This is a genomic window from Bacillus sp. FSL W8-0920 (assembly GCF_038593215.1).
Taxonomy (GTDB): domain Bacteria; phylum Bacillota; class Bacilli; order Bacillales; family Bacillaceae; genus Bacillus; species Bacillus pumilus.
Map to the genome: position 1 here is coordinate 713,528 of NZ_CP151974.1, position 14,671 is coordinate 728,198.

A 14,671-nucleotide genomic window follows, 5' to 3' on the forward strand; every position below is an offset into this window, starting at 1 on the left:
GGAGAAATGCAGCGTATGTCTGATCAAGAGCAATGGAGCGAATCTGGACTTGAAATTGCAGTTGTAGGATTAGCAGGTACGTTTCCCGAGGCACCGAATGTGCAAGTGTTTTGGGAAAATGTATCGCAAGGGAAAGAATCCGTTACGTTTTTCACTGATGAAGAATTAAAGGCAGCGGGTGTAGATGAAACGCTGCTAAAACGTTCTGATTATGTCAAGGCAAAGCCATATTTAAAACATGCATCATCATTTGATGCAGACTTTTTTGGCTACTCTCCGCGAGAGGCATCTATTATGGACCCGCAAATTCGATTGATGCATGAATGCACATGGCATGCGCTAGAGGATGCAGGCTATGAGCCCGAGCAATACGAAGGATTAATTGGACTTTATGCCGGCGCATCTAGCAATCTATCGTGGATGGGGCAGCATATGTCGTCACTTGCAAAGAACGAAGATGTGTTTCAAATCATGCATCTCAATGACCCATCCTTTGCTTCTCGGATTGCCTATAAATTAAATCTAAAAGGTCCAAGCGTATCGGTGCAAACGGCTTGCTCCACATCGCTTGTTGCTATCCATATGGCCTGCCAAGGATTAATCGGCGGTGAATGTGACCTTGCGTTAGCAGGAGGTGTCACACTCCATCAGCCGCAAATCACAGGCTATCAATACCAAGAAGGAATGATTTATTCTCCTGATGGTCATTGCCGTCCGTTTGATGAAAAAGCAAAAGGAACCATTTTTGGTGAAGGTGCAGGCGTTGTTGCGCTAAAACGATTAAAAGATGCGATAGAAGATGGAGATTTTATTTATGCTGTCGTAAAAGGATCTGCAACGAACAATGATGGGAGCAATAAAGTCGGTTATACAGCCCCAAGTGTGAGTGGACAGGCAAGTGTTATTGAATCTGCGTTAGAAATGGCTGAGACAGAACCAGAGACGATTTCTTATATCGAAGCGCATGGAACGGGGACGCCTGTTGGAGATCCGATTGAGATTGAGGCGCTTACCCGTGCTTTTCAAACAGATCAACAAGGCTATTGCCGAATTGGATCAGTCAAAGCCAATATTGGGCATTTAGATGCCGCAAGCGGCGTAGCTGGTTTTATCAAAACAGTCATGATGCTACATCATCGTCAATTTGCCCCGATGCCGCACTTTGAGAAACCGAATCACCGCATTTCTTTTGATCAAACCCCATTTTATGTTGGGACAGACAAAGAGGAGTGGAAGACATCTCAATTGCCAAGGAGAGCGGGTGTCAGTGCCTTTGGTATAGGGGGAGCAAATGCTCATGTCATCTTAGAAGAGGCAAAGCCGAGAAAAGCAAACAGCAACGCCTCGTCCAAAGAATTAATCGTGCTGTCAGCTAGATCAACGCATGACATGAAGAACGTGACAAAAAACTTAAAGGAATATGTCTCCTCACATCCTGATCTCTCACTTGGTGAAGCAGCTTATACCTTACAAAGTGGAAGAAAGGCTTTCAAATATCGAAAGGCGTTTGTCTGTTCCACGCGGGATGAATTATTAGAGCAGCTGCAATTGCTGAATGAAGAGACAGCAGGCAGAGAAAGTCATCTTTATAAACGGATCAGCATGAAGCTAACGGGGTATCATGAGTCAGGTTTACGTGATTACATCAAGCTGTATGAGAAAGATTCTTCTTTCAAAATAGAAGTGGATCGAATCATAAGCCTCGTCCAATCCGCGGTACCTATCAAAAAAGATGAGCTGTTCCATCCTAAACAAAGCAGTCAATCAGAAGTGGCGATGCTGATCATGACATCGGCTTTTGCCAACATGGTAAGATCACTCGGAATTGAACTAGATGGATGGGTTGGAGAAGGTAGCGGCGTCTGGACAGCTTTATATGCAGCAGGCGGCCTTGAGCTAAACGATGCGGCATCTATTGTGTACCATCTTCATGATATCGAGACGGTTAATCAAAGGCTGGCTTCCCTGCCTCAGAGGACACTCCAAGAGCCTGTTTACTTGCAGCAAACTGGGGAGGAACTAACCACTTTCTATCCATCGTCTGTAAAGGGTCTTCTTACTATGGATCAGCCTGTAAAATCACCAATAGTTGAGCAAGAATCACCAGCTTTGATCATTGACCTTTCAACGAAACAAGGGATTGTAGTTGAAAAGGGAGCAGAAAAAACAACCGAACCACTTGATGGAGACATGCTTCAAATCGCAGGTGTTCTTTGGGAAATGGGGGTCGGCTTAGCTTTCCCAATAACAGATGAGAAGAACAGACAGCGTATTCCGCTACCTGGGTACCCATTTCATAAAACTGATTTCTCTGCACAAACAAATACGATGGCAGCCATTGAACCACAAAAGCCGCAGAATGAACAGCGTGTCTTTGCTTCACTCGCTTCTTTACAAAAAGACATTCACGACATTGTGCAAACTCATTTTGGGTTTGATCAAATAGATGATGAATCGCCATTTTTCGAATTTGGTGCGACATCCCTTGATATTTCTCAGCTTGCAGCGAAAATATCTGAGCATGTGGACAAGCAAATTGACACTGTGCAATTGTATCGGTTTGCGACAGTGGCAAGTCTTGCTGAATATTTGTTTGAAGAACAGTCAGAACAGATTCAAACGCCTGCTTCTCGCCCAGTAAAAAACACGTCCCATGAGCAAACGGATATTGCGATTGTCGGAATGGCTGGAAGATTCCCGGGAGCTTCATCGCTAGAAGACTTTTGGCAGCGTCTTGTGAATGGCGAGGAAATGATTCACTTTTTCACAGAAGAAGAGCTCAAGAAAGCAGGGCTGGATGCGTCCGTCTACCAGCATCCGAATTTCATTGGAGCAAAAGGTCGTTTACAAGAAATCGAAGGCTTTGATGCAGACTTCTTCAACTATTCTGCTAGAGAGGCAGAGCTAATGGATCCGCAGTTCAGGCTCTTGCATGAATGTGCTTGGGAAGCGCTGGAGGATGCTGGCTGTGACCCTGATCGAATGGCAGGGAAAATTGGCGTTTATACAGGAACGAGTCCAAACCATGAGTGGCTGACGCGCTTTGCCCATCAAATGGAAGCAACTGAGCAATTCAGCGCCATGCTGTTAAATGATCGTGAGTTCTTTAGTACACAGCTTTCTTATAAATTGAATTTACACGGGCCTAGTGTGACCATGCAAACAGCTTGTTCGACCTCACTTGTCAATATTGGCATGGCCTGTCAAGCATTATTGAATCAAGAATGTGATGCAGCACTGGCAGGCGGTGTGACGGTTAGTTCTCCAGAAAATATCGGCTACATCTATCAAGATGGGATGATTCAATCAAAGGATGGACATTGCCGACCGTTTGACCAAGAGGCGAGCGGAACCATTTTCGGAGATGGAGCGGGGATTGTTCTGCTAAAACGTTATGAAGATGCGATGAGAGACGGTAACCCGATTCATGCGGTCATCAAAGGGGTTGGTGTGAACAATGATGGCAGCCGAAAAGCTGGTTTTACCGCTCCGAGTGTGGAAGGACAGGCAGAGGTTTTAAAAGAAACGTATGAAAAATCAGGTATCGACCCCGCGTCCATTGGTTATGTAGAAGCTCATGGTACGGGGACAAACATGGGAGATCCAATTGAGGTATCTGCTCTTAGTCAAGTGTTCAAAGGGACAGATCCGCTGACGATTCCGATCGGTTCTGTGAAAAGTAATGTCGGACACTTAAATAGTGCGGCAGGGATTGCAGGTCTGTTTAAAGCCATTTTGGCTCTCCAGCATAAAACGATTCCGCCAACCATTCATTATGAATCACCCAATCAGGAGATTCCTTTCAAAGATACACCGTTTTATGTGAATCAAAAGGCGTTGTATTGGAAGGAAGCAGATGGTCCGAGAAGAGCGGGAGTTAGCTCTTTCGGTATTGGCGGAACGAATGCCCATATGATCATAGAAGAGGGCATACAGGCGAAGCAGAAGCCAGCTTCTAACCAAAAGCAGCTGCTCGTCTTATCTGCAAAAACAGATACTGCTTTGGCGGAAATGACAGAGCGATTAAAGCAGTATGTGATCCAGCATCCTCAAGTCCCGCTTGAAGATATTGCTTATACATTACGGTATGGTAGAAAGCAATTTCCATACCGAAAAGCGATCGTACTCGCGTCTGCTGATGAATGGATGCAGCAGAAACAGCTTGAAACGAGTGTGTTCCGAAGCAAAAAATGGCGTAAAGCGACCTTTATGTTTTCGGGTCAAGGCGCTCAGTATGCTGGTATGATGCGCGGATTATATGATGCAGAGCCAGTGTTCAAATGGGAAGTAGATAGATGCTTTAAATATGTAATGGAAACGGAGCAAGTGGATTTAAAGAGCATTGTTTTTTCCGAGGATGAAACGAACGAAGACATCACAAAAACGTCAAATGCCCAGCCGCTTCTATTTATATTTGAGTATGCATTAGCCAAATTGCTTCAGCATAGCGGTGTTGAGCCAGAATCAATGATTGGACACAGTATCGGCGAATACGTTGCCGCTTGTTTGTCAGGGGTCTTTTCTCTCGAGTCTGCATTAACACTCGTGATGGCAAGAGGAAGATTGATGCAAGACATGGAAAAAGGCACGATGCTTAGTGTGCAATTACCCGAGGCGGAGCTCATCTCAATGATCGATGAATCGCTTTCTGTTGCTGCTGTCAATGCAAAAGACCTTTGTGTCGTTTCTGGAAGAGAAGAGCATATCGCTGCATTTGAAATGAAACTGCAAGACAAAGGAATTGTCACAAGACAGCTCCATACTTCTCATGCCTTTCATTCCTACATGATGGAGCCGATGCTTGAGGCGTTTCAACAATTCGTAGAGAAAGTAGAATTGCACGAGCCGGCGATTCCGTTTATATCGAATGTGACAGGCACCTGGGCGACAAGCGAAGAGGTGATGACAGCATCTTATTGGACGAACCACCTGCGTGGAACCGTTCGTTTTCATGAAGGTCTATCTCAGCTGTTAACCGATGAAGTACGAGCAGTCATTGAAGTTGGACCTGGAAACAGCTTGACGGCATTAGCGAAACGTCATGAAAACAAAGAGTCTCATCATGATGTCCTGAATATGGTGAGGCATACGAGAGAACAAGCGGATGACCATGCATATTTCTTAAAGAGAATAGGAGAGCTATGGGCAGGGGGCTACGAGGTCAAAGCGCAGCAACATCCAACTCAAGAGGAACGTCAGCTCGTATCGCTACCGACCTATCCATTTGAGCGGAAACGATATTGGATTGAAGCAGGAAAGCCCGCGTCTCCGCAGCTATCCGCTCCTAAAGAAACGAAGAAAAAAGAGATGGAAGAATGGTTCTACCTGCCTTCTTGGGAGCAGCAGCCGCTAAAACCAGTTTTCAAAAAAGAAACAGAAGAACAAACGTGGCTCATTTTCAAGGAACAGGATGCTTTTCATGAACTGTTTACCCATTCATTTACGCAACAAGGTATCAAGGTCATTTCTGTCACAAAGGGTGAAGCTTATCAAGAGCAAGATGAGTCGTTTACGATCAATCCGGCAGAAGGCCAGCACTACCGAAACATGCTAGATTCATTGTCTAATAGAGGCATCAATATTCAGCGGATTCTTCATTTATGGGAAGCTGCGAAAGAAGATGACAACTCGAATCGTCAAGCCGCTTTTCAGGCGCACATTGAAAAAGGCTATTACAGCTTAATTTTCTTATCTCAAGCGATTGCTGCCCAAAAAAATATTCGAGAATGCCGTCTGTTTACGATCACTAGCGGAATTCAGCCAGTTACAGGCAATGAGACGATATGTGCAGAGAAAAGTGCAATGCTTGGACCGTGTAAAGTGATTTCACAGGAATACCATCATATTAAGTGCTGGAATATCGATGTGGAAGACGTGCCAGAAGTCATGTCTTGGAAGGAACAAGTCCTTGTCGATCTTATTGTGCAGGAAATCATGCAGCCTGGAAAGGACCAGCTTGTGGCGTATCGTCATCGAAAGCGCTGGGTGCAAAGCTACAAGCATTTGCCGCTGCAAAAAGAAGATGGACTTCCGAAGATGATCAGGCCAAATGGTGTTTATTTGATCACAGGAGGTTTAGGCGGTATCGGATTTGTTTTATCAAAGATGCTGGCGAAGGAAGGAAATGTACATCTTTATTTAACTGGCAGAACGGCATTGCCGCCAAGAAATGAATGGGCGTCATATGTTCAACAAGCAAATGCCGATGAAGCGCAGCGCACGAGAATTGAGAAGGTGCTTGAGCTCGAACGATTAGGTGCAACAGTAGAAGCGGTGCAGGCGAATGCAGGAGATCTGGATCAGATGAAACATGTATTTGATGCCATTCGCAAAAAGCATGGCGGCGTTCATGGTGTATTCCATGCAGCAGGATTACCAGGAAGTACATCCTTCCGTGCAATCAAAGATATCCCTTCTACACTGGCGCAGGGAGAGGATCAATTCCAATCAAAGGTGAAAGGGCTCGATGTGCTAGAGCAGCTGCTGGAACAAGAACAAGCAGACTTTTGTCTTCTCTTTTCTTCCATTAGTGCATTGCTTGGGGGCTTAGGATTCTCTGCTTACTCAGCGGCTAACTTATATATGGATGCATTTGCAGCTAGACTTAATCAACATAGTCAAACCCCGTGGATGTGTGTGAACTGGGATGCGTGGAATTTCTGGGGTGAGCTAGAATCCACAATAGGTGAATCGATCAATGAGCTTGCGATTTTACCAGAAGAGGGTGCTGAGCTGTTCCAGTATGTTCTGTCTAGCCGGCAGAATCGACACATGCTCGTGTCCACAGGAAATCTTGATGAACGGATAGATCAATGGCTGTCACTAGAGCCTAAGACCGTAGCGGATGAGGATTCGTATGAAGTGTCTAAGCACGAAAGACCAGAGCTGGGCAATCCATATGTGGCGCCTCGAAATGAAACTGAAAAAGCGATCTGCCAAGTATGGCAGGATTTTATGGGCATGGAACAAGTGGGCATTCACGACAATTTCTTCGATCTCGGCGCAAGCTCGCTGGATATTGTCCAAGTCACCAATCGGTTAAATCAAGCACTTCAAACAAATGAAGCGGTTGTGACGTTGTTTACGTACCCTTCTGTTGCAGAGCTTGCGAAATATATCCAGCCTTCTGAGGACTCGAAGGAAGAAGCGATGGAAGAAGAACTAGCCGTCGTCACTTCAGGTGATCGAAGAGCTCGTTTTAAACAGCAACGGAATAAAAGATTGAGAGGCGGAATCGAGAATGAATGATACAACGAATCACTATCATGGCGCAGAAATTGCTGTTATCGGTCTTGCAGGTCGTTTTCCAGGGGCCAAAAATGTAGATGAGTACTGGGAGAATCTGAAAAAGGGAAAAGAAACAATCTCCTTTTTTACAGAAGAAGAATTACGGCGTGAAGGTACAGATGAAGCTTTATTAAAAAATCCCCGTTTTGTTAAAGCAAAAGGGATGCTAGATGATGTTGATTTATTTGATGCAGATTTCTTTGACTATACACCAAAGGAAGCGGCCATGATGGACCCGCAGTTTAGACTGTTTCATGAATGTGTGTGGACAGCGCTTGAAGACGCTGGGTACGATCCGTTTGAATATAAAGGGCAAATCGGTCTTTATACAGGTGCAGGGATCAATACAGAATGGGTCATGAGAGCACTTCAAGGGGCGGCTCAAGGTGAGGATTCGAAAACACTGGAAGCTGCCGTTCTGAATATGCGTGATTATTTAGCGACGATGATTTCATATAAATTAAATCTGAAGGGACCGAGTATGGTGGTGCAAACCGCCTGCTCGACCTCGATGGTGTCGATTCATTTAGCCGTTCAGGCTTTATTAAGCGGCGACTGTCATATGGCTGTTGCAGGTGGCGTGTCCATTCGTCTGCCGCAAAAATCAGGTTATCTTTATCAAGAAGGCATGATCCATTCATCTGACGGGCATTGCCGCGTCTTTGATAACAAAGCCGATGGAACCGTTTTTGGTGATGGTGCAGGAGCCGTTATTTTAAAAAATTTAGAGGATGCCATTGAAGACGGCGATCACATTTATGCTGTCATCAAAGGGTCATCTATTAATAATGATGGAAATAGAAAAGTAGGATATACAGCGCCGAGTACGAAAGGTCAAGTTTCAGCGATTAAGACAGCACTTCGAATGGCTGAGGTGGAACCTGAAACCATTTCGTACATTGAAGCACATGGAACCGGGACAACCCTCGGAGATCCGATCGAAATTGAAGCGCTCAAGCAAGCATTTGATACAGATAAAAAAGGCTTTTGCCGCATTGGCTCTGTCAAATCAAATGTTGGTCATCTGAATGATGCATCAGGTGTCGCGGGCTTTATTAAAACCGTTTTAAGCTTAAAGCATCAAGTGATTCCGCCGACCATTCATTTTGAAACACCAAATGAAAAAATTGAATTTACCAATTCGCCTTTCGTTGTAAACACAGACTTGACGCCATGGAGCACGCAAGAATCTCCTCGCCGAGCAGGTGTAAGCTCATTTGGGATAGGTGGAACAAATGCTCATGTCATTTTAGAAGAAGCACCTGCTACACGTGTTGCCGCTGATAGCCCTGAGGATAGTGAACTTCTTTTATTATCTGCCAAAACACCAGCAGCTCTTGAAAAAATGACGGATCGCCTTGCGGACTACTTACTTCAGCATCAGCAGCATGTTCGTCTAAGTGACGTTGCCTATACGTTGCAAACAGGGCGCCATCATTTCCCGCATAAACGTGTCATTCTTGGAAGTAACACGGCGGATATGTTACAGGCGCTGAATCAAAGGTCAAAAGAGGTGGTCAAGACGGCCAGCTCCCAAACATCGAGCCGTCCAGTCGTCTTTCTTTTCCCAGGCCAAGGATCTCAGTATGTAGACATGGGGCGTCAGCTTTATGACAAATATCCAGTCTTTAAAGAAGCGCTGGATCAATGCTTGAATCAATTCAAACAGCATGTCACAGTTGACCCATTTCGTCTTTTATTTTCAACAGAAGCAAGTGATGATCGTCAGCTGATCAATCAAACAGAATATACGCAGCCGCTTCTGTTTAGTGTGGAATATGCTTTGGCTAAATTGCTGATTCATTTTGGCGTCAAACCGCAGGCACTGATCGGTCACAGTATTGGAGAATATACGGCTGCTGCGGTATCTGGTTTACTATCTGTTGAAGATGCTGTAGATCTTGTGGCTTATCGCGGACAGCTCATTAGCCAGCTTCCAAAAGGCTCTATGCTGAGTGTTCCTTTGAGTGAACAAAACGTGCTGCCATATTTAACAGATGATCTTTCACTTGCAGCAGTAAATGGTCCTGAATTGTGCGTAGTGTCAGGTGAGACCGTAGCCATTGATGCACTTGCTGAGAAGCTGGAGGCTGCTGGACATGGGTGCAGGAAGCTTCACACCTCTCATGCCTTCCATTCTAAAATGATGGATGACATCCTGCCATCATTTAAAGAAAAGGTAGCCGAGTATCAATTGAATGCGCCGTCTATCCCGTATATTTCTAACGTCACAGGTACGTGGATTGACCATGAAGCAGTGCAAGACCCGGCATATTGGGCTAATCATTTGCGGCAAGCGGTTCGTTTCCGTGATGGAGCAGAGACGTTATTAACGGAGCTTGATCCTATTTTCGTTGAAGTCGGGCCGGGGAATACGTTAAGTGCCTTTATTCGCCAAGCTTCAAAGGAACATCATCAGCAGCCGATTCCATTGATGCGTCATCCAAAAGAAGAGGCAGCCGACGACCGCTACCTGCTGGGAAGATTGGGTGACATCTGGCTTCAAGGGGTGCCGGTTGACTGGACAAAATTGCGAAATCAGACATCAAATCAAAAAGTATCCTTGCCGACCTATCCGTTTGAACGACAACGATATTGGATTGAAAAGGCAGATACATCTGCACTATCTTCATCCTTAGGTGTGCAAATGGTGGTGCCAAAGGATAACAAAGGGCAGGAAATAGAAGAAAACAATCAAGTCCATGCCGCCGCATCGAATGACATTGAGGCAACGTTACAGCGGATGTGGAAAGACATTTTAGGAATTGAAAAGGTGGAAAGAGACGACCATTTCTTTGAGCTTGGCGGACATTCGTTAAATGCCACCGGTCTGATTTCTCAAATTCACAAAGAGTTTGGTGTAGAGCTAACGCTCACAGACATGTTTAACAATCCGACAATTGAAAAGCTCCAAGCATTCATCGAAAAGGCAGAGAAGCATCAATATTTCAAGATTGAACCAGTCGAAAAGAAAGACACATATCCATTATCTGCTGCTCAAAGACGGACATTCCTCATTCATCAGCGTATTGGTCAAGTGACCTCTTACAACATGCCGATGGCACTAAGATGTAAAGGGGAAATTGACGTCGAGCGCTTTGAGCAGACCTTCAAGCAATTAATTGATCGTCATGAAACCTTGCGAACGACCTTTGAATTAAAAGATGGTGAACCGGTTCAGCGGGTCCATGATGACTTCCAATTTGCTGTTGAATTGACAGAAGCTGATGAAGAAGGATTAGAAGCACAAATCGATGAATTCATTCGTCCATTTGACTTAAAGGCTGCACCATTGATCCGTGTGCGTTTTGTGAAAATCGCAGCTAACGATCACCTCTTATTAGTCGATATGCATAATATTGTGGCGGATGGAGCGAGCATGAACATCTTTATTAAAGAATTTACTGAGCTCTATCGAGGGGAAACCTTGCCGGAACTCACTGTTCAATATAAAGATTATGCAGAATGGCAAGACAAATATTTCCGTAGCGAGATGTTTCAAAAGCAGCAGGATTATTGGAAGCAGCAAATTGGCTCAAATGTGCCAACTTTGACAATGCCATATGATTTTGAACGGAAGGAACAATCCTTCTTAGGAAGAGCGATCAAATTCAATATTGAACCGCACATCGTTGAGAAAATTGAACAGCTTGCTGAACAGTATCAGCTGACAAATAACGTCATCTTGTTCCAGCTCTATGGACTGCTGCTCTCACGTTATGCAGATCAAGAGGAGCTGATTGTCGGGTCACTTGTGGCTGGACGGCGTCATGCAGATATCGAGCATACAATTGGCATGTTTACAAACTTTCTGCCAATTAAACTAGACATGGTACAAGAATCAACCTTTACAGAGCAACTGGCGCAGACAAAGCAAGTATTGCTGGATGCGTATGATCATCAAGAGTACCCATTTGACCAAATGGTTGAGCATCTGAATCCAAAAACAAGACCGCATCGCAATCCATTCTTTGATACAATGCTCATCTACCATAATGAGTACGATCCGAATATTAAAATCGAAGCCGATGGACTAACATTCGAAACACATGAGTTTGCAAAGGGAATATCCAAACTCGATATGAAAATGGATGTTGTCAGAGAAGTAACAGGTGAGTTAAAGTGCGTCCTTCAATACAATCTTGCGCTGTTTAAACATGAGACAATGCAAGCGTTCGTCAAGCACTTCGAGCACTTGGTCGAACAGGCTGTTCAAACACCTGATCAACTGCTCAAGGATTTCGATGTGCTTACAGAGGAAGAAGAACAGGCAGCAAAAGAGAAAAGGGAGCGTGCAGAGGAAAAAGCACCGCTCGTACTTACAGTTAGCTCGACATTTACAGCAGATCCAATCGCACCTTACATTCAGTACTGGACCAAGCAGTTTGATGTGCAGCTTGATGTTCAATTTGCACCGTATGGGCAGGTATATCAGGAATTACTAAATGAGCGCAGCCTTATCTCACAGAAGAAAAACGGTGCGAACCTTCTGCTCATTCGATTAGAGGATATCACGGGTCCAGCTCATCTTTCACTGGAAGAAAAGAAAAAACTGGCTGCAGAGCATGCTGAAGAACTTGCAAACGTTCTGAAATCAAAAACGAAACATAACTTATATTTTGTTGGGATTCTGCCGATAAGTGCTGCTCTTAAAGACACGCTGCAAGATGTGGAACGAGAGTGGATTGCTCAATTATCTGAGATAGACGGTGTTCAATTAATCGACTGCCGTCAGCTTGCGAAGCACTATCAGATAGATGACATCTTTGATGCAAAAGGAGAGCAAGCCGCACATCTCCCATTCACAGAAGTCTTTTGTGGAGCCATCGGTACAAAAGTCGCACGCGAGTTCATTGCATGGCAAGGTGCACCATTTAAGGTAGCGGCCATTGATTGTGATCACACGCTTTGGAGAGGTGTCGTTTCAGAAGACGGTATAGAAGGCATCGATATTACGCCAGAACATCAAATGCTTCAGCGCTTTTTAAAACAAAAGCAAAAAGAGGGTCTCCTGCTTGTCTTAAGCAGCAGGAATAATGAAGAAGATGTGTGGCGCGTGTTTGAAAACCACCCAGATATGATCTTGCAAAAAGACGATATTGTCGACTGGCGGATCAATTGGGAAAGTAAACCGGCACATCTCAAAGAGATGGCAGATTCACTGAATCTTTCATTATCTCAGTTTATTTTCTTAGACGATGATCCTGCTCAGTGCTTGCGTATGAATGAAGAGCTGCCTGAAGTGATGACACTGCTACTACCTGCCAATGAAAAAGCGATCCCAATATTCGCTCAGCATGCTTGGGCATTTGACCGCTATGATGTCACAGATGAAGATAGAGGGCGAACAACAAGCTACAAGGCTGAAAAAGCTCGTCAAAAAGAGAAAGCAGAATCGCCGTCAATGGAGCAATTTTTACAAGATTTGAATTTGAACATGAGTGTAACAGAGTGGGGAGAAAAGCACCTTGCCCGCGTGGCGCAAATGAGCAGTCGCATTAACCAATTCCGCTTAAATGATCAGCGCTTTGATGAACAGCAGCTGAGAGAGCGGATGGAAAATGAGCATGTTCAGGGCTGGATTATCGAGGCAGCGGATCGCTTCAGTCATGAAGGAATTGTAGGGGCGATCTTGGCTCATCATGCAGGCGACACCTTGATCATTGATGCATGGATGCTAAGCTGCCGTGCTCTAGGGAAAGGGATTGAGCAAAAATGTCTGACATGGATCGCTGAATATAGCCGTCAGCACCAGCTTTCTTCTATTGAATTCACATTTGCATCGACTGGACGTAATGAGCTGTTCAAGTCATTTATGAAAGAAAACAAGATGCAGGAGATGGAGGAGCAGCAAACATACTGTATACAAGTGGAAGAAATCGGTTCACTGAGCGATCACATTCAGATTGTCGACCACCTGTCACCTCGTCAGCACCTGGCTGAAGAAATAGAGGGTCAAAGGGTGGAGACAGCAAGTCATTCAGCTTCTGAAGGTTACACATGGGAAACGGTTCAAACAGATCAAACGCTGCACAGCGGGTATGTAAAAGCCCTTAAGGTACATGATCAAGAAGGTCTTCGTTCATTATTAAAGACGGAACTAACGCAGGATCAGGGACTTTACGCACAGCCAACCAATGAACGCGAGGCATTGCTTCTTGAGATTTGGTGTGACATTCTTCATGTGGAAAAAGTAGGAATTGACAACGACTTTTTCGATTTAGGAGGAAATTCTTTACTTGCTGTCAAAATGGAAGTAGAGATTGAAAAGAAGGGTTGGTATGTTGATGATTTGAATTTTGCTGAAAAACACACCATTCGAGAATTAGCAAAATATATGAAGAGGGAGAATCAGCATGCATAAAGATGTAAAAGCCATATATGAAGAATCAAAAATTTTAGATGAGGCCACTCATTTATACGGAGTCCAGCGAAGTGACATCCACTTTATCGCAGATGCAGAAAACTATGTGTATGAACTTAAAAAAGACGGAGAGTCTTTCATTTTAAAAATTACCCATACCATCCGCAGATCACCTGATTATATTTTAGGTGAAATGGAATGGCTCCATCACTTAGCGAAGGGCGGACTTTCGGTTGCAAAACCAATTGCTTCATTAAATGGCCGTGATATCGAGCAAGTAGACGATGGGCAAGGCGGTTCATTTTTGCTTCGAGTCTATGAAAAAGCACCAGGCCATAAAGTCGAAGAGGCAGACTGGAATGATGAATTATTTTATGCGCTTGGACAGTACACAGGCCGCATGCATAAACTGACAAAAAGCTATCAGCTGTCAGATCCGCGATATAAAAGACAAGAGTGGGATGAAGAGGAGCAGCTTAAATTGCGTAAGTATGTCCCAGCCGATCAGACGCTTGTATTCGAACAAGCGGATCGGTTGATGGAAAAGCTGGCAAAGCTTCCGAAAAATCAGGATACGTACGGATTGGTTCATGCGGATCTTCATCACGGAAACTTTCACTGGGATCAAGGCAAAATTACGACCTTTGATTTCGATGATATCGGGTACAATTGGTTTATGAATGACATTAGCATTTTGCTATACAATGTGTTGTGGTACCCAGTCATTCCATACGAAGACAAAGCAGCTTTTGCAGGAAACTTTATGAAGCAGTTCCTTAAAGGCTATCGTGAAGAGAATGAGCTTGGGGATGAGTGGCTTGCCTACATTCCTGACTTCCTTCGCTTACGTCACGTGCTAATCTATGGCTTGCTGCATCAAGCATTTGATTTGGCTGCCATCGGAGAAGAAGAGAAGGCCATGCTCGCTAGCTTCCGCTCCGACATTGAGCAAGCAGCACCGATTACGACGTTTGACTTTACAAAGCTAAGTCAATCTTAACATCAAAATCCCCGCCTATG

Annotated in this window: 3 protein-coding genes; all 3 read left to right on the top strand. The window is 44.5% G+C overall.

Annotation, left to right across the window (positions count from 1 at the left end):
• The first annotated feature begins 15 nt into the window (after positions 1-15).
• From NSS78_RS03475 to NSS78_RS03485, 3 genes are read left to right on the top strand one after another with little or no spacing between them, the layout of a single operon-like run.
• Positions 16-7,248 (top strand): SDR family NAD(P)-dependent oxidoreductase, encoded by a 7,233-nt coding sequence (locus tag NSS78_RS03475; protein WP_342468290.1) that lies wholly within the window; start codon positions 16-18, stop codon positions 7,246-7,248.
• Positions 7,241-13,651, top strand: a complete 6,411-nt coding sequence (locus tag NSS78_RS03480; protein WP_309217317.1) for an HAD-IIIC family phosphatase — start codon at positions 7,241-7,243, stop codon at positions 13,649-13,651. The genes NSS78_RS03475 and NSS78_RS03480 overlap by 8 nt, the downstream gene beginning before the upstream one ends.
• Positions 13,644-14,651 (top strand): phosphotransferase enzyme family protein, encoded by a 1,008-nt coding sequence (locus NSS78_RS03485; RefSeq protein ID WP_327840043.1) that lies wholly within the window; start codon positions 13,644-13,646, stop codon positions 14,649-14,651. The genes NSS78_RS03480 and NSS78_RS03485 overlap by 8 nt, the downstream gene beginning before the upstream one ends.
• Positions 14,652-14,671: the final 20 nt, after the last annotated feature.